This window comes from Pantoea sp. EKM10T, from assembly GCF_011800685.1.
GTDB classification, from domain to species: domain Bacteria; phylum Pseudomonadota; class Gammaproteobacteria; order Enterobacterales; family Enterobacteriaceae; genus Pantoea; species Pantoea agglomerans.
The window spans coordinates 40489-66325 of the sequence record NZ_JAALEU010000014.1 but is presented as its reverse complement, the minus strand read 5'-3'; the positions used below and the strand labels follow the sequence as shown (position 1 = coordinate 66325).

Genomic DNA, 25837 nt, shown 5'->3' with positions numbered 1-25837 from the left:
TGCGCGCACTTGCTGCCTTGCTGAGATGCGGATCATTTAGCATTTACATGCGTCATGCTCCGGGCGTCAGCGGCGTTGGCTGCACTTACTTACCCCGGTCACTGACGAGTGTCAGCTCCCGGGGATGCGCGCACTTGCTGCCTTGCTGACATAAGGATCATCTGGCAGGACCCGGATAGTATGGTTCAGCAGTCGGGCACCAGACCCATAAAATTCTGACAACAACAGTACAGCCTGATGCTGGTCGCTCCGCTCCCCGTCTGCTGGTGTATCCACTACGGGGATATCAGGACTTCTTCGCCTGTTGTCAGAAATTCCTGATAATTGGGAACATAACGGCAGCGTAAAAGGGACATTATGCTTCATTACAGTCAGGCAAAGTCACTGGATGACATCTACCTTGAGGACATTCCTCACATTATCCACCCGGAAACGGCGGCACGAGATCTTGCAAATACCGCGTTGCAAAACCGCATCATCCAGGAGTGGAATTTGCCGCAGGGCTACACCCTTTTTGTCAGCCGGTATCACAAGTTCCACTGGCAGCGTCCCTGGATGGCATACCGTGACACGCTGGACGACATCAAATCCGGGGCACTCGTTCTGCTGAGACAAAATATCACCGGTTATGCCATCTCTGGCGTTCTGACGACATCTGGCGGCCTTCTCGATAACCTGCCTCTGTTACTTCGATGCCGGCTCAATCACCTCATATCCCGGCAACTGAAACGCCCGGTATATCACGTCCGTCCTGCTGCACCGGTGCAACACGCTCAGTCAGCAAAAACCATCAATAGCAAAGCCGCGGGCCGGCTGTTGGCTGCTGGCGGAATTTATAACGGCAATATCGAGGGGTTCAGAAAGACCGCCGGACAGCTCGGCGGCGATGCTCCAGCCGGTTTCGAGCAGGTCATGGATAACAAAGGTCTGCTCATTACCGGCGCCTCTGTAGCGGCAGGTCTTGCAATGGGAAAGCTGGGAACGGTAAGCGAATTAGAAAAGCTGTCTGCGTTATCAAAAGTACCTAAGCCACCTCCATCAGAATTTGTTAATTTTGAAACCAGACAGCTACAGAAGAAATTCAAGCACGCTGTAGATTTCAACCTGTCGGGCACTCCCAATGCCGAAGGGTTGAAGTCATATGAGCAGGCACTCAAAACGCATATAGATGATCAACTGACACAACAAATCGCCGGCAAATACCGATGGAATCAGGATGTTAACCACTACTACAATCCTGAAACTAAAATTGATGTAATGACTAAACCTGATGGTAATTTCATCTCTGGATGGAAGTTATCCGAAACTCAAATTTCCGATCTGAAAGGTGAAGGTAATGTCTACTGATCAAAGCGAAGCAGATATGTTAGCCCTAATCGATTCGTTTGTTTCGGGTGCTATGTCGGCGCCAGAGTTTGAGGAAAAATACCTGAACGCATGGCGTGAACACAGAGCTGCTGACACAGCTGATAAACAAAACAAAGATACACAACGTTATTTTGACTCGGTATTCTCAGCTGTTGATTCTTATTGCTCTAATCCTGACCTGATTGACGAAGATGACTTAGATGCTCAGGGTCTGTTTGATTACGTCGTAAATTTAAGAAAAACCTGGGAAGAGTCACTCCTGGCTTGATGGCCTGGGCGAACTGAACATCATATCCCTGACCGTTATCTGAGCCACCCGAGATCATATTTCACCGCAAGGAACTTTTATGTCGCAGAGTCTTCCATTAGATCAGCTGGTCGCCGCCTGTCACTGGATTGGCGCGAAAGGCTGGGCACCGGCCACCGGCGGAAATATGTCGGTGCGCCGCGATGAACATGTCTGCCTGCTGAGTGAATCGGGCAAAGATAAAGGCACGCTGACGCGGGATGACTTTATCGAGGTCGATATTGCTACCAGCCAGTCGCTCTCTGGCCGTAAGCCGTCGGCAGAAACCGGTCTGCACACGATGATCTATCGACTCTTTCCCGAGGCGGGCGCGGTGCTGCATACCCACACCGTGAATGCGACGGTGCTGTCGCGGGTGGAGCAGGGCGCGGCGCTGCTGCTGCACGGCTATGAGATGCAAAAATCATTGAGCGGCCAGCACACCCATCTGGATACGCTCGCCATTCCTGTGTTCGACAACAGCCAGGACATTGCGGCGCTGGCGTCAGAAATTGAAGATTACGCCGCCCGCTTTCCGCTGCGTTACGGCTTTCTGCTGCGCGGTCACGGCTTAACCTGCTGGGGCCGGGATGTCAGCGAAGCCCGCCGTCATCTGGAAGGTCTGGAATTTTTATTTGAATGTGAACGTCAACGTCGCCTGCTGGAGAAAGCATGATTCGCGCCATTGTTACTGATATCGAAGGCACCACCAGCGATATCCGTTTTGTACATAACATCCTGTTTCCCTACGCCCGCAAGCATCTGCCGGATTTCCTGCGTGAAAATGCGCACCAGCCGGACGTGGCGGCCGCACTGCAGTCGGTGCGCGAAGAAGCTGGTCAGCTGCAGGCCGATCTGGCTGGCGTCACAGATATTCTGCTGGGCTTTATGGACCAGGATCGCAAATCGACCGGCCTGAAGGCGCTGCAGGGCATGATCTGGCGTGATGGCTACGTGAACGGCAGTTTTACCGGTCATCTCTATCCCGACGTCGTGCCTGCGCTCAGCCGCTGGAAGGCGCAGGGCATTGAACTTTATGTATATTCCTCCGGCTCGGTTGCGGCGCAGAAATTGTTATTTGGCTACAGCGACGAAGGTGATATTACTGGCCTGTTCAGTGGCTATTTTGACACCCACGTCGGCGCCAAACGCGACGTCGCGGCTTATCGCACTATCGCTGCTGACATTGGCCAGCCAGCGGAGCAGCTGCTGTTCCTCTCCGATATTCATCAGGAGCTGGATGCCGCCGCAGAGGCGGGCTGGCAGACGTTGCAATTACTGCGTGGCGATGCGGACAATGAGAGCCGCCATCGTCAGGTGACGGATTTTTCCCAGATTAACCCGGAGTCGATTTAGCATGAGCGCACTGACTATTTTTACCGACCGTGAAGCCAGCCAGCCGGTGTGGCACAGCACTGACGCGGAAGCGATTCGTGACCGCCTGAATGCCAAAGGTGTCCGTTTCGAGCGCTGGGAAGCCGATCGTGATTTGGGTGAAAATCCGGATCCCGAAACGGTGATCAACGCCTATCAGCATGCGATTGATCGGCTGGTGGCGGAAAAGGGCTATCAGAGCTGGGATGTGATCAGCATGCGCGCCGATAACCCGCAGAAAACCGTGCTGCGGGAGAAATTTCTCAATGAACATACGCACGGCGAAGATGAAGTGCGTTTCTTTGTCGAGGGGGCCGGGCTGTTCTGCCTGCATCTGGATGGCGAGATCCTGCAGATCCTCTGCGAAAAAAACGATCTGATCTCAGTGCCAGCAGGAACGCCGCACTGGTTTGATATGGGGTCGTCACCCCATTTCACGGCTATCCGTATTTTCGACAATCAGGAAGGCTGGGTGGCGAACTTTACCGGCGATAAGATAGCGGATGCCTATCCGCGTCTGGCGTAAACCGCCCGTTGTTTTCGCAAGGCGTTTGTCGCTCACGGTAAACGCCTTGCAGACCGTTATTGTGGCTGGAAAATGCCACCCTGAACCTGGTCAGGCGTGACTACCCCGGTGTCCAGTACCCAGCCGCTGATCAGGGTGGCGGGCGTGACATCAAACGCCGGGTTATAGACCTTCGCCGCTTCCGGCGCCCACTGCACGCTGCCAAAACTGCCGGCAACGCCCGTCACTTCACTGGCGGCGCGCTGTTCAATAGGAATCGCTGCGCCGTCCGGACAGCTGCGATCCAGCGTGGTATGCGGGGCCGCCACGTAAAACGGAATCTGATGATAATGGGCCAGCACCGCCAGGCTGTAGGTGCCGATTTTATTCGCCACATCGCCGTTGGCGGCAATGCGGTCAGCGCCTACCCATACGGCATCGACCTCTCCACGGGCCATCAGGCTGGCGGCCATGGAATCGGTAATCAGGGTGTAAGGAATCGCCAGCTCACCCAGCTCCCAGGCGGTTAACCGGCCGCCCTGTAACAGCGGACGGGTTTCATCAACCCAGACATTCTTAATCAGCCCCTGCTGATGGGCGCGGGCAATCACGCCAAGGGCGGTGCCCACACCGGCGGTGGCAAGTCCGCCGGTATTACAGTGGGTCAGCAGCTGGCTGCCGGGTTCCACCCGCGTACAACCCGCGTCAGCGATGGCGTCACACAGCTGCTTATCTTCCTGCACCAGCCGCCAGGCTTCCTCTGCCAGTGCGGGGGCAAAGTCCGGCTGCGCCAGCGCCAGTTTCATCCGGTCCAGATTGTTCATCAGATTGACAGCGGTAGGGCGGGCGGCGCGCAGGGTCGCCAGTGCCTGCGTCAGTTCAGCGCGCGTCTGCCCCTGTTCTGCCAGCAACGCCAGCAGCAGCGAGGCGGAAAGGCCGATCAGCGGCGCACCGCGCACCCGCAGCGCATGAATATGTTCAATCAGCTGGGGCACGCTGTGCGCGGACAGCCAGTTCTTTTGCTGCGGCAGTGCCTGCTGATCCAGAATCCAGAGCTGATTGTCACGAACCTGTAAGCTGGTGGTTTGAAGTGTCTGCATTGTGGGTGAAATCCATGTTGCGTTAATGATACCTATTGTGCCAACATGCTGAACGGATGTATAGACGTCTGAACGGCTTATTACACCCAGGTTATCCCCCTTCGATTGATGAGGAACAGGCAATGTCGCAATACCGTACCTTTACTGCTGCTGATGCTGTGGAATATGCCCGACAATTTGGCGGCGTGGACAATCCTGCCGCGCTGAGCAGCGCAGAAGAGATTGGTGATGGCAACCTCAACCTGGTGTTTAAAATTTATGACGATCAGGGCAACAGCCGGGTGGTGGTCAAGCAGGCGCTGCCCTATGTGCGCTGTGTGGGTGAGTCGTGGCCGCTGACGCTGGATCGGGCGCGGCTGGAAGCGCAGACCCTGGTCGAACACTACAAATATTGTCCGCAGCACACGGTGAAGATCACCCATTACGATGCGGAGCTGGCGGTGATGGTAATGGAAGATCTCTCTAGTCATCGCATCTGGCGCGGCGAGCTGGTGAAGGGCGCTTACTACCCGGAAGCGGCTCAGCAGTTAGGCGACTATCTGGCACAAACCCTGTTTCATACCTCCGATTTCACCCTGCATCCGCACCAGAAAAAAGCGGAAGTAGCGCGTTTCATTAATCCGGAAATGTGTGAAATCACCGAAGATCTTTTCTTTAACGATCCCTATACCGACCATGAGCGCAATAGCTATCCCGAAGCGCTTGAACCGCTGGTCGCCAGCCTGCGTAATGACGATGCACTGCGCATTGCGGTAGGCGGTCTCAAGCATCGTTTCTTTGCCCACGCTGAAGCGCTGCTGCATGGTGATATTCACAGCGGCTCGATTTTCGTTGCTGATGGCAGCCTGAAAGCGATTGATGCGGAGTTTGGCTATTTTGGCCCTATCGGTTTTGATGTCGGTACCGCCATTGGTAACCTGCTGATTAACTACTGCGGCCTGCCGGGTCTGCTGCCACCGCGTGAGGCCGTCGATGCACGCGAGCAGCGCCTCAGCGATGTGCACACCCTCTGGACCACCTTTGCCTCGGGCTTTCTGGCACTGGCGGCAGAGAAAACCCGTGATGAGGCGCTGGCTTATCCAGGCTATGCGGAGGCGTTTCTGCGTAAAGTATGGGCCGATACCATTGGTTACTGCGGCACCGAACTGATTCGCCGCACGGTGGGGATGTCACACGTGGCGGATATGAAGCTGATTGCCGATCCGGCGATGCGTACCGACTGCATCCGTAATGCAATTAATCTGGGGCGCACGCTGATTCTGGCGGCCGATCATGTAGAAGATGTGGATGCGCTGATTGCCCGCATCCGTCAGGCGGGATAAAAAAAGCCGACGTGATGTCGGCTTTCAGGTAAATCAAAGGCTGGCTGTAAGAGTGTGCCCGCGCCGGAAACAGGGGCAGATCGGAAAGTCGCTAAAGCCATCCCTGGCTCGCTCGGCCCGCGTTGTCCTGACGCGGGACGCTTTCCTCTTCTGACCCTGTTCCTGCGCCGGTGATGCAGGCTAACGCTAACCCTATGCTGCCTCACTCGCCCGCGATGCAGCCTGAGGAGCTTTCTCTGGCACCGGCACTGCCAGCGCATCCGCCTCAAACTCATCGACGTTAATCGAACGCAGGCGGCTGGCCTCAGCACGCTGCAACACTTCAGCCTCTTTAGCATCAATCCAGCCCTGTTCCAGCGCGCGCTTCGCCAGCGCATCCAGCCGGGTAAAGGAGAGGTGCTGCTTCGTCTGTTTGCACAGCCTGTCATGGATCACTTCTGCCGCCATCACATCCTGCAATGCCTGTTCCAGCTGACCGGCAGGGTTGTGCTCGCTGGGCGTCAGGTACATGCCACGGCCCAGACGACTGCGGGTAGCTGACGGCTGTTGCAGCAGTTTTGCCAGCTGATGGTCCAGACGGTCAGACGGAGCAGGGCAGTGATGACCGCCTGCAAAAATAGTCATCCGCAATGCGCCCGCGACCAGACGGTTCGGGAAATTACGCAGCAGATCGTCCATCGCGACTTCCGCCTGATGTAACGCATCCTGCACGCCCCAGTGCACCAGCGGCAGATCGGCTTCGTTGCGGCCTTCATCGTCATAGCGTTTCAGCGTCGCCGAAGCGAGATAGAGCTGGCTCAGCACATCGCCCAGACGCGCCGAAATACGCTCACGACGTTTCAGGCTGCCGCCCAGCACCGCCATCGACACATCAGAGAGCAACGCCAGGTTGGCACTGATGCGGTTCAGATGCTGATAGTAACGACGGGTGCCATCGCGGGTCGGGGTGGCGCTGGTGCGTCCGGCGGTTAAGCCCAGCCACAGGCTGCGCATGGTGCTGCTGCCGACATGACCGATGTGGCTGAACAGCGCCTGATCAAACGCGTTAACATCGTTGCTGGCTGCCGCCGCCATCTCCTGCAGTACGTAAGGATGGCAGCGAATCGCACCCTGTCCGAAGATAATCATGCTGCGGGTCAGAATATTAGCGCCTTCTACCGTGATGGCGATAGGCGCACCCTGATAGGCGCGGGCCAGGAAGTTGCTGTTACCCAGCATAATGCCTTTACCGCCGGCAATATCCATGGCGTCGATAATGGCGCGCTGACCGCGATGGGTGCAGTGATATTTCACAATCGCCGACAGCACAGCCGGTTTTTCACCCTGCATAATACCGGCCGTAATCAGCGTGGCCGCCGCATCCATCACGTAGGCGTTACCGGCAATGCGCGCCAGCGGCTCTTCAATTCCTTCCATCTTACCGATTGAGACGCGGAACTGACGACGGATATGGGCATAGGCGCCTGTCGCCAGCGCCACACTTTTCAGGCTGCCGGTTGAGTTCGATGGCAGCGTAATGCCGCGACCCACAGACAGACACTCCACCAGCATCCGCCAGCCCTGACCGGCCATTTGTGGGCCGCCGATAATATAGTCAATCGGTACAAAGATATTATTGCCGCGTGTCGGCCCGTTCTGGAACGGCACGTTAAGCGGGAAGTGGCGATGGCCAATCTCCACGCCGGGCGTGTTGGTCGGGATCAGCGCACAGGTAATGCCAGGATTTTCGTTATCGCTGAGCAGATGATCCGGGTCGGAGAGTTTAAATGCCAGCCCCAGCACGGTGGCGATCGGCGCCAGCGTAATATAGCGCTTGTTCCAGGTCAGCCGCATGCCCAGCACCTGCTGACCCTGCCACTCGCCCATGCAGACCACGCCGGTATCGGGGATGGCTCCGGCATCTGAGCCCGCTTCCGGACTGGTCAGCGCAAAGCAGGGGATCTCATCGCCGCGTGCCAGCCGGGGTAAATAGTGATTTTTCTGCTCTTCAGTGCCGTAGTGTTGCAGCAGTTCGCCCGGACCTAATGAGTTAGGCACGCCCACGGTAATCGCCAGAATCCCTGAGACGCCCGACAGTTTTTGCAGCACGCAGGCCTGCGCATAGGCTGAGAAATCGAGTCCGCCATACTCTTTTTTGATAATCATCGCGAAGAAACGATGCTCTTTCAGATAAGCCCAGAGTTCCGGCGGCATATCGGCCAGCTCATGGGTGATCTGGAAATCGTTGGCCATGCGGCATGCTTCTTCAACCGGACCATTGAGAAAAGCCTGCTCATCGGCGGTCAGGCGCGGCTGCGGATAGTTGTGCAGCTTCTGCCAGTCTGGTTTGCCCTGAAACAGATCGCCTTCCCACCAGGTGGTGCCCGCATCGATCGCTTCTTTTTCGGTGCGTGACATCGGCGGCATCACCTGCTGGAAGCGCTGAAACATCGGCTTTGAAAACAGGCTGCGGCGCAATGACGGCAGGTTGAACGGCAGCAGGATGATCGCCAGCGGCAACAGTAACCATGGCGTCCAGAGGTGAGCAAAAGCCATCGCAGCAGTCCACAGCAGCAGAATCGCGCTGCTGAGCCGCAACGACAGGCGGTGATAGAACAGGGCGCCAATCAGCGCCACCGTGGCAAGTATCGAGACAACCATCATAATGAACCGCTCCAAGTAGTAAGAGGTCTGACCTGTTATGTAGAGAGGTTTAGAGCAGTTGGGTTGATTTATCAATTTGTTTACATCGCAATTACAACCTGCCTCACAAAAACCGATTTCTGTCCATTTTTGCATCACCTGCTGCAGCGATAATCACCGCCACTGCCTGGCCAGCCATGGCATGACGCTTTGCGCTGACCGGCCATTCCGTTAAACTTGCTGCGATTAACCTCTCCTAAAAAAGGACATCCCTATGTACCAGGACATTATCCGCTCTGAGCTTAATGAAGCTGCTGATACGCTGAATAAATTCCTCAGCGACGAGGCCAATATCCATGCGATCCAGCGTGCTGCGGTGCTGCTGGCTGACAGCTTTAAGGCGGGCGGCAAGGTGCTTTCCTGCGGTAACGGTGGTTCACATTGCGATGCGATGCATTTCGCTGAAGAGCTGACCGGTCGCTACCGCGAAAATCGTCCTGGCTATCCGGCGATTGCCATCTCTGATGTCAGCCATCTCTCCTGCGTCAGTAATGATTTTGGTTATGACTATGTCTTTTCACGCTATGTGGAAGCGGTAGGGCGTCCGGGCGATGTGCTGCTGGGCCTCTCAACTTCCGGTAACTCTGCCAATATCATTAAAGCAATTGAAGCTGCCCGTGCGCAGGGGATGAAAGTGATCACCCTGACCGGTAAAGATGGCGGTAAGATGGCAGGCAGTGCCGACATTGAAATCCGGGTGCCACACTTTGGTTATGCCGATCGCATCCAGGAGATCCACATTAAAGTGATCCACATCCTGATGCTGCTGATCGAAAAAGAGATGGTGAAGTAACTGCGCTGGCCTCCCGCCTGACGGGAGGCCGCTTACTCTAAGGCGGTGGCTATGTGCGAATTGCTCGGGATGAGCGCCAATGTTCCCACGGATATCTGTTTCAGCTTTACCGGTCTGGTTCAGCGTGGCGGTGGAACCGGGCCTCACAAAGATGGCTGGGGCATTACCTTCTACGAAGATAAAGGTTGTCGTACGTTTAAAGATCCGCTGCCGAGCTTTAACTCGCCGATTGCGCGTCTGGTGCAGGAGTATCCGATCAAATCGCATTCGGTGGTGGCGCACATCCGCCAGGCGAATCGCGGGCAGGTGTCGCTGGAAAATACCCACCCGTTTACCCGCGAATTGTGGGGCCGTAACTGGACCTATGCGCACAACGGGCAGCTCAGGGGCTATCGGCAGCTGGAGACTGGCACATTCCGGCCGGTGGGCGAAACGGACAGTGAGAAGGCGTTCTGCTGGATCCTGCATCAGCTGGCGACGCGCTATCCGCGCACGCCAGGCAACTGGCCTGCGGTATTTCGTTTTATCGGGGAGCTTGCCGGCACGTTGCGGCAGAAGGGCGTGTTTAACATGCTGCTGTCAGACGGCCGTTATCTGATGGCCTTTTGCTCCACCAATCTTTACTGGATCACCCGTCGCGCACCCTTTGGCCGGGCGCAGTTACTGGATCAGGATGTGGAGGTCGATTTTCAGCAGCACACCACGCCGCATGACGTGGTGACGGTGATTGCTACGCAGCCACTGACCGCCAATGAAACCTGGCAGCGGATTGTGCCAGGTGAATGGGCGTTATTCTGCCTTGGAGAGCGCCAGGAATGAACGTGAAGCGGCTTCGGGACTGGCTAAAACCGGTGCCGGGCTGCTGTTCATCACATACTTACCGCTGGCGACATTAACCATCGGCGGCTGGTGATATTTGGCAAAGTAAGCGTATCCCGGCTGCAGCTGCTGCCAGAAACTGGCATAGGTGGAGTAGCGGTGACGCTGCATATTGCTGTCGGTCATGCGGAATGGATAGATGCTGATGCTGATATCCTGCTGGCCGTTACGCAGCGCGGCATTCACATAGGTAAAAATCTCATCCATATAGGCGTTAGTCATGGCATAGCAGCCAATCGACTTACAGTCGCCATGAATCATCAGGTAATTGCCGCTGTAGCCCTGATTACGATCGTACTGATTCGGAAAGCCGATGTTGATCGCGCGATAAAACCGGCTATCCGGCTTCAGCTGATTCAGCTTCACGTTGTAAAAACCTTCCGGGCTTTTGAAATCGCCTTCACGGCGTTTCGGGCCAAGGCCGCCAGAAAAGTTACAGATGCGGTAGGTGTCCAGCAGGCGGTATTCGTTACCGATTTTGCCGTAGAGTTCGAGCGTGCGTTCTTCCTTGAAGATCTGGATATAGACCGGGGTGCCAAGTAACTGCTTCTTTAATTCTTTGCTGACCGGTGCCGTTGAGACGGGTTCGGGTGTCATTGCCATGCTGAGGGCTGGCAGTAAAATCATCGCAAACAGGAGTGCGATTTTGCCCATGCTGTGTGTACCTTGAGGTGAAGAGAACATGACGCAAAATGTGCGTCTCTGTTTGCATTATCGGAACTGTCCGCTACCGCAGCGCAACATTAAACATTGTCTGTTTTTTTAGCAAGACGGCGTCAGCCAAATTCGCGATTTACTGAAAGATATTCGGCCAGAAATTTGTAAACTTTAATCGTCAGCGCGACAAATATTGCAGTTACCCCTGCCAACTGTATACTTATCCAGTGCCGGAGGGGGTATGCGTAAAATCATTCATGTCGATATGGACTGCTTCTATGCCGCGGTGGAGATGCGTGATAATCCCCAGCTGCGCGACATCCCGATCGCCATTGGTGGCAGCCGCGAGCGTCGCGGCGTGATCAGCACCGCCAACTATCCGGCGCGCAAATTTGGCGTGCGCAGCGCGATGCCAACCGGCATGGCCCTCAAGTTATGCCCGCATCTGCGTCTGCTGCCAGGACGCTTTGACGCCTATAAAGAAGCCTCCGCGCAGATCCGCGACATCTTTACCCGCTATACGCCGCTGATTGAACCGCTCTCCCTCGATGAAGCTTACCTGGATGTCACCGACAGCCCCCACTGTCACGGCTCTGCCACGCTGATGGCGCAGGCGATCCGTGCCACCATCTACCGTGAAACCGGGCTTACCGCCTCAGCGGGCATCGCCCCGATTAAATTTCTGGCGAAGATCGCCTCTGACCTGAATAAGCCGGACGGCCAGTTCGTGATTACCCCGCCGGAGATGTCCGGTTTTCTGCTGACCCTGCCGCTTGCGAAGATCCCTGGCGTCGGCAAGGTCTCGGCCAAAAAGCTGGAAGAGATGGGGCTGGTAACCTGTGGCGACGTGCAGAAGGCAGACTTAGCGCTGCTGTTAAAGCGCTTTGGCAAGTTTGGCCGGGTGCTGTGGGAGCGCAGCTATGGCATTGATGACCGCAGCGTGATCGTTGAGCGCGAGCGTAAATCGCTGGGGGTTGAACGGACGCTGGCGGAAGATATCAGCGACTGGGATGCCTGCCTGGAAATTATTGATTTTCTCTACGCCGAACTGGAACGCCGGCTGACGCAGATCCGACCTGACAAGCAGGTGGCGCGACAGGGCGTCAAACTGAAGTTCAGTGATTTTCAGCAGACGACCCAGGAGCATATCTGGCCGGTGCTGAACAAAGAGGACATGATTGCCATCGCCCGTAAAACCTGGGATGAGCGTCGTGCCGGGCGCGGCGTGCGGCTGGTGGGATTACATGTGACGATGGTGGATCCCCAGCTGGAGCGTCAGCTGCTGCTGGGTCTGTAACCGTCAGCCTCACCGACCGGCAAGGCTGACATCCGATTACTTCTTATATTTCGCCGCCAGGGTCGCAAACCACGGTGCGACGAAATCCTCATTGCTGCCCCAGCCCGGAATGATCTTGTTCAGTGACGCGACGTTCACCGCGCCAGGCTGGCTGTTAAGCTGCTGCTGAGAGATCGATGCCGCTTTAAACTGATAAGTCGCTGGCGTCTCTTCACCGGCAATTTTCTTCGCCACCAGACGCATATTCACCGCGCCAATAGTTTTAGGATCCACCGCTACCGTCTGCACCCACGGGCTGTTTTTCTCGCGCATCAGCTGCAAATCCTGGTTCGAGACATCAATGCTATAGAGCTTGATCTCGGTACGGCCATTCTCCTGCAGCGCTTTGTAAGCGCCCTGGCTGAAGGCGTCCCAGGCACCCCAGATGGCGTCGATTTTGCCTTTCGGGTATTTCGCCAGAATCGCGCCAATTTTATTGGCGGTGTCGCCCTGAACGTCAGTTGAAACCGCACCAATCGACTCAAGCTGATGAATGCCCGGATTCTCTTTCAGCAGTTTTTCATACACCACCTGACGACGTTCCATCGGCGGGAAACCGGCAACCCATAGCTTGACGATGTTCGCCTTGCCGTTGAAATCATGGATGAGCTGGCCCAGCGACAACTGCGCCAGTGAAGCGTCATCCTGCGCGGTGACGGTGACGCCCGGGATCGGGCTATCCACCGGCGTATCAAACACCGACAGCTTAATGCCTGCATCGGCAATGCGCTTCACCAGTCCGCTGGCGTAGGGCGCTTTACCGTGCGACAGCACGATGCCGTCATATTTCTGGCTGATCGCCTGATTCACGAAATCCTGGAAGCGCGCATCGTCGCCGTTGCTGAGAAAGGTGCTGACCTTGAAGCCAAGCTGGCGACCCTGCTGAATGGCACCGGCAACAAACTGGGTGGTGTTGTCATCGGAGCCGAGATTGCGGATCACCGCAATACGGATCGGGCCATCATGACTGGCGATAGCCGCAGGCACCGGCGTGACGGTATCCGCGAAGGCGGCGCTGGCGTTCAGCAGGCTCAGGGCCAGCAGCGAGAGTGTTATTTTTTGCATTGTTATCAACTCCGGTAAACGCGCCTCAGCGGCGCTGGATATAGGTGATCGCCAGTGCTAAAGCCAGCACCAGCCCTTTAATAATGTCCATGGCGTAATAGGGAACAGAGAGCATCACCAGACCGTTCTGCAGCACGCCGAGGATCACCGCACCGACCAGCGTGCCCAGCGCATTCGGCTTGCCGGAGCCCGCCAGTGAGAAGCCAATCCACGCCGCCGCGACCGCGTCCATCAGGTAGCCGCTACCGGCGTTCACCTGCGAGGAGCCGATACGCGAGGCGAGCAGAATGCCGCCCAGACCGGCCAGCAGTGAGGCGATCACATACGCCAGCACCCGATAGCGGGTGGTGCGGATGCCGGAGAGGCGCGCCGCTTCCGGATTGCCGCCCAGCGCATACATCCGGCGACCATGTTTAGTCAGTGAGAGCGCCAGCTGCGCGGCGACGGTGACGACCAGCATAATGATGACGATGGTGGGCACCTGGCCGAGCAGGCCAAACGCCGCCGGAATGGTGCCTTCCGCCATATCACCGCTCGGCAGCACCATGTTCTCGGTGATCGATCCGCCAAAGCTGTAGGTCATCGCCACACCCTGAATCACGAACAGTGTCGCCAGCGTTGCCAGCATGTCGGGGATGCACAGGATCACAATCAGAAAGGCGTTAAACAGCCCGACCAGGGTGCAGAGCGCCAGGGTGAGCAGGATGGCGGTGGTAGTGCCGAAGCCGTACCAGACAAACAGTGAAATCACCAGCGCATTGGCCAGCGAGGCGGTCGATCCGACCGACAGATCAAAGCCGCCAACGGTCAGCGAGATCGAGACGCCGATCGCAATCACCGTGACAATGGCAATTGAGCGCAGAATATTGATGATGTTGTTGGGTTCAAGGAAGCTGTCGGAGGCGAGACCAAAGGCGGCGATCAGGATCACCACCGTGAGCAACATGCCCCATTTATAGAGAAAGTCGAACAACTGGTGACGCCACGGCGAGGCTGTCAGATTCAGGCTGGTTTCTTTGCTGCTCACGCAGGGGTTCCTCCGGTGGAATAGAGCAAAAGCGTCTCTTCGGTGACGTCGCGTGCAGCCAGTTCGGCCACAATGCGTCCATCCCAGAGCACGCAAATCCGGTCGCATAAACCGACCAGTTCAGAAAACTCTCCCGACGCGTAAATGATGCCTTTCCCCTCGCGCGCCAGGTTATCGATCAGGGTGAAGAGTTCGGTTTTGGCTTTGATATCGACGCCTTTCGTCGGCTCATCGAAAATCAGCACGTCGGCGTTGTTGCGCAGCCATTTGCCTATCGCCACTTTCTGTTGATTGCCGCCGGAGAGACGGCGCAGCGTCTGTGCCGGACCGGTGGTGCGCACCTGCAACTGCTGGATAACCTGCTCCGCCCAGCGCCACGCCTGGCGATGGCCAAACAGGCTCCAGCGCGAAAAGCTGTCGTCTGCGCTGACGCTGAGGTTCATTGCCACCGACTCATCAATAAAGATCCCCTCTTTGCGCCGCTCCTCCGGCACCAGCGCCATGCGGCGACTGACGGAGTCATGCGGCGAACGGGGCTGCCACGGCTGGCCATGCAGTTCACCGCGACTGACGCGGCTTTTGCTGGCACCAAACAGCGCCTTACAGAGTTCGGTTTTACCGGCACCGGCCAGGCCTGCAATGCCCAGAATTTCCCCTTTGTGCAATCGTAGCGAGATATCCTGCAGCAGTTGCTCATCATGAAGACCGTCAATCGCCAGCAGCAGCGGCTGAGTCTGCTGCGCACGACGGGCCGGGAAGATATCGGTGAGCTGATGCCCCAGCATCTTCTCCACGATCTGCTCACCGCTCAGTGCCGCCATCGGGCCGGTTTCGATCAACCGGCCATCACGCAGCACCGTCAGCTGGTCACAGATTGCTTTCAGTTCATGGATGCGGTGAGAGATAAACACCACGCCGATGCCGCTGGCCTGCAGGCGACGCACCACAGCAAACAGCCGCTCACTTTCATGCTGATCCAGCGGGGCGGTGGGTTCATCCAGAATCAGAAAGCGGCAGTGGTGTGACAGCGCGCGCGCCAGCAGAATTTGCTGCTTTTCAGCCAGGGTACAGCGCTCCACCAGCCGGTTAACGTCCAGCGCCACGTCGAGCTGAGCCAGCAGCGCCCGCGCCTGACGCCGAACCTCGCCCCAGCGATAGCGGTGGCCAGGCTCTGCCAGCCGATCCAGCAGAATGTTTTCCGCGACGCTGAGCTGCGGCACCAGCGCCACGTCCACTTCCTGCTGAACCAGATGGATACCCAGCCGTTTCGCATCACGCGGCGTACAGATGGAGACCGGCTCACCATCCAGCAGGATCTCGCCGCTGTAGTGGCTGTGCGCACCGGAAAGGATCGCCATCAGCGTTGACTTGCCCGCGCCGTTAGCGCCGGTCAGAGCATGTACTGAATGGCCGTCACTGCGGAAATCCACCGACGATAGCGCGGCAAACCCGCCAAAAGCGATGGAGATGTTACGCATCTCAAGGCAATTTAACCCTGGCATGTCATTACTCTCCTGAAGAATCACTGGCCGCATTTTTTCCTGAACCTTCAGGCGCGGCAACAGCCGAAAGCGCATAAGCTAGCACGAAATCTTATTAGCCATCCAGACATCTGGACATAATGGCGGCTGTGACCAGCGAAGCGCGGGAAAGCGGCGGAATAACGGGGTAAAGGACGGAAAAGGCAGCGAATTATGCTGGGGGAAAGTCACAGGCATAAAAAAACCAGGCCGGAGCCTGGTTTACTTTTTTTGTGACAGAATTACTTTTCTGGCACCACATTCAGCAGGGTGGTCAGCAGTTTCCAGTAAAGGCCAACGCTTTCGATGTGAACCTGCTCATCCGGCGAGTGCGGCCCGGTGATGGTCGGCCCAATCGATACCATATCCATCTCCGGATACGGTTTTTTGAACAGACCACACTCCAGACCGGCGTGGATCACCTGAATGTTCGGGGTCTTATCAAACAGCGCGATATAGGTCTGACGGGTCAGCGCCATAATGGCGGAGTCCGCATCAGGCTGCCAGCCTGGGTAGCCGCCTTTCGCTTTGGTCTGTGCACCGGCCAGCTGGCCCAGTGAGGTCAGCATCTGCACCACATAATCGCGGCCGGTGTCGATCAGCGAACGGATCAGGCAGTTGATCTCTGCATGATCGGCTTCCATGGTCACCACACCGATATTCAGTGAGGTTTCTACTACGCCTTTCGCCACGTCGGAGTTGCGGATCACGCCGTTTGGCATGCTGTTGAGCAGGTTCAGGAAGCGATCGCGGCTGTCAGCGTTCAGAGCATCACCCTGATGCGCCAGCGGCTCTGTGACCAGTGCGATGTTCGGCTCTTTGATGCCGTGCTCATTTTTGATGGCGCTCAGGAAGTGCGCCGCCGCTGATTTCAGCGCATCCGCTTTGTGGCTCTCGACCGCCACGGTAGCGAAGGCTTCACGCGGGATCGCGTTGCGCAGCGTACCGCCGCTGAAGGCCAGCAGACGCAGATCCAGTTCAGCAGCGTGTGCCGCCAGGAAGCGCGCCAGCAGTTTGTTGGCGTTGCCGAGGCCCATATGAATATCGGCACCGGAGTGACCGCCACGCAGGCCTTTCAGCGTCAGCTTCAGGGTCTGGAATTCAGCAGGCACCGCTTCACGGGTCAGCGGCAGGGTGGTGACGAAGTCGATACCGCCCGCGCAGCCCATGTAGATCTCACCTTCTTCTTCGGAGTCGGTGTTGATCAGGATTTCTGCCTGCAGCCAGTTGGGTTGCAGACCGAATGCGCCATCCATACCGGTCTCTTCAGTCATGGTCAGCAGCACTTCCAGCGGGCCATGCGTCAGGCTGTTGTCAGCCAGTACTGCCAGCGCAGAAGCCATACCGATGCCGTTGTCCGCGCCCAGCGTGGTGCCGCGCGCTTTCACCCACTCGCCGTCAACCCAGGGCTGAATCGGATCTTTGGTGAAGTCATGAACGGTGTCATTATTTTTCTGCGGCACCATATCCAGATGCGCCTGCAGCGCAACCGGGGTACGGTTTTCCATGCCTGCGGTGGCGGGCTTACGAATCAGAATGTTGCCGACCTGATCGCGCTCACACCAGAAGCCTTGCTCTTTGGCCCAGCCGACGATGTAACTCGCCAGCGCTTCTTCGTGAAAAGAGGGATGGGGAATAGAGCAGATCTTAGCGAAAATATCCCACAGCGGCTGTGGAGAGAGTTGAGACAATTCAGACACGACAGGTCTCCTGTGTCAGTGTACCGGCGAGGCCGGACATCGCGAGTTTCCAGTGAAAAATCGCCGTCAGAGAATCTGACGAGCCAGGCCCGAGAATATCACTGTTTTCTACCGGGTGCGCTCTCAGACGCGCTAAAAAGCCGCAACCAGTGCGCGGGTGCTGGTTTTTAGTGCGTCAACTCCTTATAATCTCGCGCAACCTTTTCCCCGTTGCACATTTTTACGCCACCTCGGTTGGCTGGGATTTCTATTCTATGAGCGAAAAATACGTCGTTACCTGGGACATGCTTCAGATTCATGCCCGTAAACTGGCCCAGCGCCTGCTTCCTGTTGAACAGTGGAAAGGCATTATCGCGGTGAGCCGCGGCGGTCTGGTACCGGCTTCGCTGCTGGCACGTGAACTGGGTATCCGCTACGTCGATACCGTCTGCATCTCCAGCTATGACCACGATCATCAGCGCGAAATGAAAGTTCTGAAGCGCGCAGAAGGCGACGGTGAAGGCTTTATCGTGATCGATGACCTGGTGGATACCGGCGGCACCGCCCAGGCGATTCGCGAGATGTACCCGAAAGCGCGTTTCTGCACCATTTTCGCTAAACCGGCCGGTCGCTCACTGGTTGATGATTATATTGTCGATATTCCGCAGGATACCTGGATCGAGCAGCCGTGGGATATGGGTGTGGTCTACATCCCGCCGATTGTTAAAAGCTGATTGATATGCATCAGACAACGCCCGGTTTTCCGGGCGTTGTGCTTTCTGTGCCTCGCACCCCGAATTGCCGTACAGTACACTTAGCCATCGCCGTTTCTGTTGCAGGAGAAGTGAGTATGTCGAGCAAAAATCTCAGCGAGGAGTTGTTCAAACCGCGCTTTAAACATCCTGAAACCTCAACCCTGGTTCGCCGCCACCATCATGCTACTTCGGATGTCCACTCAGCCCTGGATGGTGACAGCCAGCGTGGCTGGTATCGTATGCTGAATAAGCTGATGTGGACATGGCGTGGCCTGACGCCGCAGGAGATCAGCGAAGTGCTGGCTCGGATTGCCATCAGCAATGTTGAACATACGGATGAGACGCTGCTCGACACTGTAATCGGTTTTCGCGGCGGCAACTGGCATTTCGAATGGTGTAAACAGGCGGGTATCTGGCAGCAGAAAGCGCTGGAGGCCACCGACGACAGCGAGGCGGGCGACTACTGGCTGCACGCGGCGCATCTCTACAGCGTTGCGGCCTATCCCTATATAAAAGGGGATGAGCTGGCCGACCAGGCGCAGACGCTGGCGAACCGCGCCTATGAAGAGGCGACTCAACGCCTGCCGGGCGAGCTGAAACCGCTGACGTTCGCCATTCAGGGTGGCAGCCCGGTTAACGGCTTTCTGCACATGCCGCCTGACGTTGAAGCGCCTTATCCCACCGTGCTGTTCTGTGGTGCGCTCGACTCATTACAGAGCGATCACTATCGCCTGTTCCATGATTACCTTGCACCGCGCGGCATCGCCATGCTGACCATTGATGTGCCGTCGGTAGGCAACTCGGTGAAATGGACGCTGAGTCAGGACACCAGCTTTCTGCATCAGCAGGTGCTGCGCGATCTGAAAAACGTGCCCTGGATCGACCATACCCGCGTGGCGGCGTTTGGTTATCGCTTTGGCGCTAACGTGGCCGTACGACTGGCCTATCTGGAATCGCAGCGGCTGCGTGGGGTCGCCTGTCTTGGCCCGATTGTGCATGCGCTGCTGACGCAGACAGCGTTGCAGGATGAGATCCCGGATATGTATATGGATATGCTGGCGAGCCGGCTGGGCATGGCAACCGCTTCTGACAGTGCGCTGCGTACCGAACTCAATCGATATTCGCTGAAAACTCAGGGATTGCTGGGCCGCCGGACGCCGACACCCATGCTGTCGGGCTACTGGCAAAACGATCTTTTCAGCCCGGAAGAGGAGAGCAAGCTGATCGCTAACTCTTCGTCAGATGGCAAAGCGTTGCTGATTCCGGTGAAGCCGATGATGGCCAGTTTCGACAAGGCGCTGAATGAAATTTGCGACTGGCTGGAGAAGCGTTTAAAAAGGTAACTGGCAAAATTTACAGTATTTGCTACAACTAGTAGCGGAATTCTTCCGGGCTGCCGTTAAGCGAAACATGACATCCCCTGGCCGTCCGGAAAATCAAGGCTGTATAGCGGTCAAAATCTATGGAGATTCAGCATGACGTTACCAAGTGGTCATCCCCGCAGTCGCCTGCTTAAGCGCTTTACGGAGCTTGGGCCTTATATTCGCGATGGGAAATGTGGCGAAACCCGGTTCTTTTTCGACTGCCTGGCTGCCTGCGTTAATGTGAAACCGGCACCGGAACTGCGTGAGTTCTGGGGCTGGTGGATGGAGCTGGAAGCGCAGGCTGACCACTTTACCTATGTCTACCATATCGGTCTGTTCGATAAAGAGGGTGACTGGTCGGTGGCAACCATCAAAGGCAAAGAGAATACGGCGCGCGTGGAAGAGACCTTACGGAATTTCCATACCCGTCTGAAAGCGATGCTGAAAGAGTTCGAGCTGGATCTGATTCCGGCCAGCGATTTCGATGAGAAACCGGTTAAGCTGAGCGCCTGATTGGGTGTTTAGAGATTAAAGGGTGAGTTAAAACGTTTGCCCACAAACTGCTGACAAATCTCAAGTAGGGTGAATCTGGCAGCAACGAATAAGCTCAACACGCAGGGAACACGGGCAGAAGAGGAAAGCGTCCCGCGCCAGGGACAAAAACGCCGGGAGCGTTTTTGAACAACGCAAAGCGTTGGCCCGGCAACGGGCGCACCTCAGGGATGAGGTGCGTAATCGCGCGGGCCGAGCGTGTCAGGGATGACGGATTTTGCGTCTTTCCGATCTGACCGTGTTCCCTGCGCCAGCTCGATCTCATAGCAGAGCGGGCCAGATGCTGTTAACAAGCAAAGGGCGCGTTGAAAAACGTGCCCTTTTTCATGCTCACACATTCTGTAGCTTATGCTGTGCGGCATTAGCCTGAAATCAGAACTGGTAAGTCACACCCATCGCGACCACGTCATCGTTGTTAATCGACAGCGCGTTGTCATCATCCAGCTGGTTGATTTTGTAATCAACGAAGGCGGACATATTTTTGTTGAAGTAGTAGGTCGCGCCCACGTCGATATATTTCACCAGATCCGCATCGCCGATACCGTTTTCGATATCTTTGCCTTTGGTCTGTACATAGCCAATAGAAGGACGCAGGCCGAAATCAAACTGATACTGCGCCACCAGTTCGATGTTCTGCGCTTTGTTGGCTGCGCCCGCGACGGTAGCACCGGTGTTACGGTTGGTGCCGCTGATTGGTGTCATGTTGCGGGTATCGGTATAGATGGCCGCCAGGTAGACGCTGTTGGCATCATACTTCACGCCTGCGCCCCAGGAATCCGCACGGTCACCGCCGCCATAGGCACGTGCCTGCTGCTGGTTGGTACGGTCAGAAGAGGTGATGGCACTCATCAGGCTCACACCGGAATCACCCAGGGCATAGCCCAGTGAGGCACCGTAGCCGTCGCCATTCTGACGGTTAATGTCGGTGCGGGTGTTGGCGCTGGTGGCGTCGTTTTTACCCTGATACTGCAACGCAAACTTCAGCCCATCGACCAGACCAAAGAAGTTGTTGTTACGGTAAGTCGCCACACCGGTAGCGCGCTGAGTCATAAAGTTATCAGAACGGGCTGTACCGTCACCGCCGAATTCCGGGAACACGTCGGTCCAGGCCTCAACGTCATACAGCACACCGTAGTTACGACCGTAATCGACCGAACCATACTGCGAGAATTTCAGACCGGCAAACCCAAGGCGGGTTTTGTTGCCATTGTTGGCGTCGCTGCCTTCGGAGTTATTGACGTTGTACTGATATTCCCACTGACCATAACCGGTCATCAGGTCGTTAATCTGTGTCTGACCCTTAAAACCGATACGGGTATAGGACTTGTCTCCATCCTGGCTGGCATTATCGCTGATGTAGTGCTCAGCTTTAACTTTGCCGTATAAGTCCAGTTTGTTGCCATCTTTGTTATAGATTTCGGCAGCCTGCGCGGCAGATGCCAGCGTCAGCGTGGAGAGGATCATGGCCAGTGTGCTTTTCTTCATTTGCTATCAATCCCAATGTGAACGCCGTAAAAAAATGAAAGTTTTTGTAAAGCACGGACTTTTTACCCGTCGGCGATGAACTTTTTATGACACTTTTCATGATTTCTTGTTAACCCTGAACTTTTGGTCTACGTCCTTGTCCGCGTAAATTCGTGCTTTTCCCCTGCTGGCTGTTGGCTTCCTTATCGACTCCTGTTAAAACGTCCTTTCGTAAAAATTTTTCACTACGGCAGGAAATATGAGTGGCAGTCAGACCTTAGTGGTCAAGTTGGGTACCAGCGTTCTCACCGGCGGCTCCCGCCGGCTGAATCGGGCGCACATGGTGGAACTGGTTCGTCAGTGTGCGCAGCAGCACGCGGCGGGCCACCGCATTGTGATTGTGACCTCTGGCGCGATGGCCGCCGGACGCGAACATCTGGGTTACCCCGAACTGCCACCCACCATCGCCTCAAAGCAGCTGCTGGCTGCGGTGGGGCAGAGCCGTCTGATTCAGCTGTGGGAACAGCTGTTCTCAATCTACGGTATCCATATTGGTCAGATGTTGCTGACCCGTGCCGACATGGAAGATCGCGAGCGCTTCCTGAATGCCCGCGACACGCTGCGCGCACTGCTGGATAACCACATTGTGCCGGTGATCAATGAGAACGATGCCGTCGCCACCGCTGAAATCAAAGTGGGTGACAACGACAATCTCTCAGCGCTGGCGGCGATGCTCGGCGGTGCCGACAAGCTGCTGCTGCTGACCGACCAGCAGGGACTGTTCACCGCCGATCCGCGTAACAATCCTGAGGCTGAGCTGATCAGTGATGTCCATGTGATTGATGATGCGTTGCGTGCCCTGGCGGGCGACAGCGTATCGGGTCTTGGCACTGGTGGCATGTCGACCAAGCTTCAGGCGGCGGATGTCGCCTGCCGCGCCGGTATCGATGTGATCATCGCCTCAGGCAGCCGCAGCGGCGTAATCAGCGATGTTATTGACGGCAAGCCGGTCGGTACGCGCTTTCATGCGCAGCAATCGCCACTGGAAAATCGTAAACGCTGGATTTTCGGTGCGCCTCCGGCAGGTGAACTCACCGTCGATGATGGTGCGCTAGCAGCAATTATTGAACGCGGCAGTTCGCTGCTACCGAAAGGGATCCGTGCTATCCAGGGGAATTTCTCGCGTGGAGAAGTGATCCGTATCCGCAGTTTGCAGGGCAGGGATATCGCGCATGGTGTTTCACGCTACAACAGCGACGCGATGCGGATGATTGCCGGTCATCACAGCCAGCAGATCAGCGAAATCCTGGGCTATGAATATGGCCCGGTGGCGGTTCACCGCGACGACATGATCGTCAGTTAAGGAGCGGACAATGCTAGAAGAGATGGGAAAAGCGGCGCGCGCCGCAGCTTACACCGTGGCCGATCTGTCGACTGCAGAGAAAAATCAGGTTCTGATGACTATTGCCGACCGTCTGGAGGCGGAAAGCGCAGACATTCTGGCGGCCAATGAGCTGGATTTAGCCGATGCGCGTCAGAACGGTATGAGCGCCGCGCTGTTGGACCGGCTGACACTCAATCCGCAACGCCTCGGCAGCATCGCCAGCGATGTGCGCCAGGTCTGCCAGCTGGCCGATCCGGTTGGACAGCTAATTGACGGCGGTCAGCTCGACAGCGGGCTGCGCATTGAGCGTCGTCGCGTGCCGCTGGGCGTGGTGGCCGTAATCTACGAGGCGCGTCCCAATGTCACGGTGGACGTCGCCACTCTGTGCCTGAAAACCGGCAACGCCGCCATTCTGCGCGGCGGTAAAGAGACCTGGCGCACCAATGCGGCCACGGTACGAGTGATCCAGAACGCGCTCAAACAGCACGGTCTGCCTGCGGCGATCGTTCAGGCGATCGAAAATCCGGATCGCGAGCTGGTGAATCAGCTACTGAAGCTGGATCGCTACGTCGATATGCTGATCCCGCGTGGCGGAGCCGGGCTGCATAAGCTGTGCCGGGAAAATTCGACTATTCCGGTGATCACCGGCGGCATCGGCGTCTGTCACATCTACATTGATGAGACGATGGAGATCGAACCGGCACTTGATCTGATCGTCAACGCCAAGAAACAGCGTCCCAGCGCCTGTAACTCACTGGAGACGCTGCTGGTGGATCAGGCGATTGCTGATCGTTTCCTGCCCGCCTTCAGCGCGCGTATGGCACAGGAAGCGATCGCGTTGCATGCTGACAGCAACGTGCTGGCGCAACTGCAGCAAGGCCCGGCATCGGTCACGCAGGTGAATCCGCAGCAGTACAATGATGAGTGGCTGTCGCTGGATCTTAACGTCAAATTAGTGGCGGATATGGATGAGGCGATCGATCACATCCGTACGCACGGCACGCAGCACTCGGATGCCATCCTGACCCGTAATACCCGCAACGCCGCGCGTTTTGTCCGTCAGGTCGACTCCTCAGCGGTCTATGTCAACGCAAGCACCCGCTTCACCGATGGCGGACAGTTTGGCCTGGGTGCCGAAGTGGCGGTCAGTACACAGAAACTGCATGCCCGTGGTCCGATGGGATTAGAGGCGCTGACGACCTATAAATGGATAGCATGGGGCGACGATACGCTCCGGCCATAACTGCCATAATTTTTAACAAAGCGGGAGTCTTTCAGAGACTCCCGTTTTTTTTAGCTCCATTTTCCGGTCCAGTGAAAGATAGAGTTTTCTGCGCATCAGCTTAATTTCCGTTCCGGTCTCGTCACTACTAGCCATTATTCTGGCTGATATTCACGCAATTTTTTACGGAACATTCCTGAAAGCCGGGGCTGTACGCGGCCTGAGGCAATATTTTTTGTCCAGCCGCGGGCTGAAGCGGATAATGATTATCAGGAATGCTTGATAAAGCGGTTAGGTAGTAAACGAGCGGTAATATAAAATGAACTGGTAGCAATAATGAAAATAACATCCAGTATCTCTTCTATGGCTGATTATTAACTAATGGTTAAAAAAGAAAGTACAAGACAAGCTTTCACCGCCAGGCTGATAGCGGCCTGTGAGAGTGCCGGCATTGCCGGACATGGACGAAACAAACAGGTTGCCAGGGCTCTGCAGCAGCAAGGCTGTAAGATTTCAACGCCGGGAGTGTGGAAGTGGTTTAACGCGCAGTCAGTGCCGGATGGCGGCAATTTACTGGCTCTCAGCCAGCTGCTGGGCGTCAGGGTTGAGTGGCTGCAATACGGTATGGAACAACCTGCTGAACCGGTGACGCTAAGTGCGCTCACCGGTCAGAAGAATGTGTTTCGGATTGATAGCCTCGACATTGGTCAGCGAAGTGCTGCAGGCCTGCCCGCGCGTGATGAGTTTGTCGAGACTATCCAGGCGATCGAATATGGTCTGGATGAGGCGCGGGTGCTGTTCAACGGGCGCCCGGCGGAAAACATCCGGTTAATCGCTATCAACAGTGACTCCATGGCTGACACCTTTGCGCCGCGCGATCAGCTGTTTGTGGATATCAGCGTGCGGATGTTCGACGGCGACGGCATCTATATTTTCACCCTCGATGAGCAGCTCTATCTCAAGCGCCTGCAGCTGCAGCATAAGAAAATCGCTGTAATATCAGATAATAAGCGTTATGAAACCTGGTATCTCAATCATGATGACGTCACCAGCCTGAAGGTACTGGCCAAAGTGATCATGAGCCAGGCGCGACATTATCAAATCCTCGGTTAAGGCCACTTCTGCCGGTTTTTTCAGGAAGGCTGAAAAAAAAATAATCGGCATAAATTCATAAATTTAACCAGCGGTAAATAAAAAATTAACCAACAGTGTTTGATAAAGCATAAGAACCTGTTAATAATTTGGATATGGATGAACGAAGCAGTTCTTTCAGGGACGAGCCGCTCTTAAACAATTGAGGCGCTGCACAAGCGCGAATCATACCACCACAAAGTTAGTGAACTTTGGGATGGGGTGGATGCGCAAAATGCAGCGTCGTCAGATGCCGTTTATTTCCCCTCGCTTACTTTCCACCTGACTGCTGATGCAGCCGGGCGGCAAGCGTGCGACCGTGATACGCGACATTCGGGCCCGTTCGGTTCGCCGAAAGCTCGCGCCTGCCAC

At 56.2% G+C, this 25837-nt stretch carries 23 protein-coding genes; 15 read left to right on the top strand and 8 right to left on the bottom strand.

Annotated elements, in window-relative coordinates:
• Positions 1-357: 357 nt before the first annotated feature.
• The 5 genes from HFD95_RS21970 (at position 358) to HFD95_RS20370 (ending at position 3554) form a co-directional block, all read left to right on the top strand.
• Positions 358-1347: a colicin D domain-containing protein gene (locus HFD95_RS21970; protein ID WP_181955277.1), complete on the top strand. Its 990-nt coding sequence runs from the start codon at positions 358-360 to the stop codon at positions 1345-1347.
• Positions 1337-1636, top strand: coding sequence for a colicin immunity domain-containing protein (locus HFD95_RS20385; RefSeq protein WP_033766595.1), 300 nt, complete (start codon positions 1337-1339; stop codon positions 1634-1636). The genes HFD95_RS21970 and HFD95_RS20385 overlap by 11 nt, the downstream gene beginning before the upstream one ends.
• A gap of 79 nt (positions 1637-1715) precedes the next feature.
• A complete protein-coding gene (locus HFD95_RS20380) occupies positions 1716-2330 on the top strand; it encodes a methylthioribulose 1-phosphate dehydratase (RefSeq protein ID WP_163640684.1) in 615 nt (204 codons plus the stop codon).
• Positions 2327-3010: an acireductone synthase gene (mtnC, locus tag HFD95_RS20375; RefSeq protein WP_003852578.1), complete on the top strand. Its 684-nt coding sequence runs from the start codon at positions 2327-2329 to the stop codon at positions 3008-3010. The genes HFD95_RS20380 and mtnC overlap by 4 nt, the downstream gene beginning before the upstream one ends.
• A 1-nt stretch (position 3011) precedes the next feature.
• Complete coding sequence (locus HFD95_RS20370; protein ID WP_003852580.1) at positions 3012-3554, top strand: acireductone dioxygenase; 543 nt, start codon at positions 3012-3014, stop codon at positions 3552-3554.
• A gap of 56 nt (positions 3555-3610) precedes the next feature.
• Here HFD95_RS20370 and mtnA read toward each other — a convergent pair whose 3' ends face one another.
• Positions 3611-4633 carry an S-methyl-5-thioribose-1-phosphate isomerase gene (gene mtnA, locus HFD95_RS20365; RefSeq protein WP_167430657.1) on the bottom strand — a complete coding sequence of 341 codons (1023 nt, stop codon included), beginning with the start codon at positions 4631-4633 and terminating at the stop codon, positions 3611-3613.
• Between the two features lie 122 nt (positions 4634-4755).
• On the opposite strand from mtnA, the gene mtnK reads away from it, so the two are divergent.
• Positions 4756-5955, top strand: a complete 1200-nt coding sequence (mtnK, locus tag HFD95_RS20360; RefSeq protein ID WP_167430656.1) for an S-methyl-5-thioribose kinase — start codon at positions 4756-4758, stop codon at positions 5953-5955.
• Positions 5956-6147: 192 nt separating this feature from the next.
• On the opposite strand, the gene fadE is transcribed toward mtnK, so the two are convergent.
• The gene (fadE, locus tag HFD95_RS20355; protein ID WP_010255176.1) at positions 6148-8598 is read right to left on the bottom strand and encodes an acyl-CoA dehydrogenase FadE; all 2451 of its coding nucleotides are present in this window, start codon (positions 8596-8598) and stop codon (positions 6148-6150) included.
• A 253-nt stretch (positions 8599-8851) separates the two neighbouring features.
• On the opposite strand from fadE, the gene lpcA reads away from it, so the two are divergent.
• Positions 8852-9430 (top strand): D-sedoheptulose 7-phosphate isomerase, encoded by a 579-nt coding sequence (gene lpcA, locus HFD95_RS20350; protein WP_010255178.1) that lies wholly within the window; start codon positions 8852-8854, stop codon positions 9428-9430.
• Positions 9431-9481: 51 nt separating this feature from the next.
• Positions 9482-10249 carry a class II glutamine amidotransferase gene (locus tag HFD95_RS20345; RefSeq protein WP_010255181.1) on the top strand — a complete coding sequence of 256 codons (768 nt, stop codon included), beginning with the start codon at positions 9482-9484 and terminating at the stop codon, positions 10247-10249.
• On the opposite strand, the gene dpaA is transcribed toward HFD95_RS20345, so the two are convergent.
• Positions 10220-10963, bottom strand: coding sequence for a peptidoglycan meso-diaminopimelic acid protein amidase (gene dpaA / locus HFD95_RS20340; RefSeq protein ID WP_010255183.1), 744 nt, complete (start codon positions 10961-10963; stop codon positions 10220-10222). The genes HFD95_RS20345 and dpaA overlap by 30 nt on opposite strands.
• Positions 10964-11207: 244 nt before the next feature.
• On the opposite strand from dpaA, the gene dinB reads away from it, so the two are divergent.
• Positions 11208-12263, top strand: a complete 1056-nt coding sequence (dinB, locus tag HFD95_RS20335; protein ID WP_167430655.1) for a DNA polymerase IV — start codon at positions 11208-11210, stop codon at positions 12261-12263.
• A gap of 36 nt (positions 12264-12299) precedes the next feature.
• Here dinB and HFD95_RS20330 read toward each other — a convergent pair whose 3' ends face one another.
• From HFD95_RS20330 to pepD, 4 genes are all read right to left on the bottom strand, one after another.
• The gene (locus tag HFD95_RS20330) at positions 12300-13367 is read right to left on the bottom strand and encodes a sugar ABC transporter substrate-binding protein (protein ID WP_010255186.1); all 1068 of its coding nucleotides are present in this window, start codon (positions 13365-13367) and stop codon (positions 12300-12302) included.
• A 25-nt stretch (positions 13368-13392) separates the two neighbouring features.
• Positions 13393-14394, bottom strand: a complete 1002-nt coding sequence (locus HFD95_RS20325; protein WP_167430654.1) for an ABC transporter permease — start codon at positions 14392-14394, stop codon at positions 13393-13395.
• Positions 14391-15896, bottom strand: coding sequence for a sugar ABC transporter ATP-binding protein (locus HFD95_RS20320; protein WP_167430653.1), 1506 nt, complete (start codon positions 15894-15896; stop codon positions 14391-14393). The genes HFD95_RS20325 and HFD95_RS20320 overlap by 4 nt, the downstream gene beginning before the upstream one ends.
• A gap of 260 nt (positions 15897-16156) precedes the next feature.
• Positions 16157-17614 carry a beta-Ala-His dipeptidase gene (gene pepD / locus HFD95_RS20315; RefSeq protein WP_010671162.1) on the bottom strand — a complete coding sequence of 486 codons (1458 nt, stop codon included), beginning with the start codon at positions 17612-17614 and terminating at the stop codon, positions 16157-16159.
• A 254-nt stretch (positions 17615-17868) separates the two neighbouring features.
• Between pepD and gpt the strand changes: the two genes are divergently transcribed.
• From gpt to crl, 3 genes are all read left to right on the top strand, one after another.
• Positions 17869-18327 carry a xanthine phosphoribosyltransferase gene (gene gpt / locus HFD95_RS20310; protein WP_009091894.1) on the top strand — a complete coding sequence of 153 codons (459 nt, stop codon included), beginning with the start codon at positions 17869-17871 and terminating at the stop codon, positions 18325-18327.
• A 116-nt stretch (positions 18328-18443) separates the two neighbouring features.
• Positions 18444-19691, top strand: coding sequence for an esterase FrsA (gene frsA / locus HFD95_RS20305; RefSeq protein WP_010255196.1), 1248 nt, complete (start codon positions 18444-18446; stop codon positions 19689-19691).
• A 132-nt stretch (positions 19692-19823) separates the two neighbouring features.
• A complete protein-coding gene (crl, locus tag HFD95_RS20300) occupies positions 19824-20225 on the top strand; it encodes a sigma factor-binding protein Crl (protein WP_003851176.1) in 402 nt (133 codons plus the stop codon).
• Positions 20226-20636: 411 nt separating this feature from the next.
• Here the strand turns inward: crl and ompC are convergent, their stop codons facing one another.
• The gene (gene ompC / locus HFD95_RS20295) at positions 20637-21749 is read right to left on the bottom strand and encodes a porin OmpC (protein ID WP_010255197.1); all 1113 of its coding nucleotides are present in this window, start codon (positions 21747-21749) and stop codon (positions 20637-20639) included.
• A 238-nt stretch (positions 21750-21987) separates the two neighbouring features.
• Between ompC and proB the strand changes: the two genes are divergently transcribed.
• The 3 genes from proB (at position 21988) to HFD95_RS20280 (ending at position 25447) form a co-directional block, all read left to right on the top strand.
• Positions 21988-23091 (top strand): glutamate 5-kinase, encoded by a 1104-nt coding sequence (gene proB, locus HFD95_RS20290; RefSeq protein ID WP_010255198.1) that lies wholly within the window; start codon positions 21988-21990, stop codon positions 23089-23091.
• Positions 23092-23101: 10 nt separating this feature from the next.
• The gene (gene proA, locus HFD95_RS20285; RefSeq protein ID WP_033766601.1) at positions 23102-24355 is read left to right on the top strand and encodes a glutamate-5-semialdehyde dehydrogenase; all 1254 of its coding nucleotides are present in this window, start codon (positions 23102-23104) and stop codon (positions 24353-24355) included.
• 360 nt (positions 24356-24715) lie between these two features.
• On the top strand, positions 24716-25447 hold the full coding sequence (locus HFD95_RS20280; RefSeq protein ID WP_010255201.1) for a S24 family peptidase: 732 nt from the start codon (positions 24716-24718) through the stop codon (positions 25445-25447).
• The last annotated feature ends 390 nt before the right edge of the window (positions 25448-25837 follow it).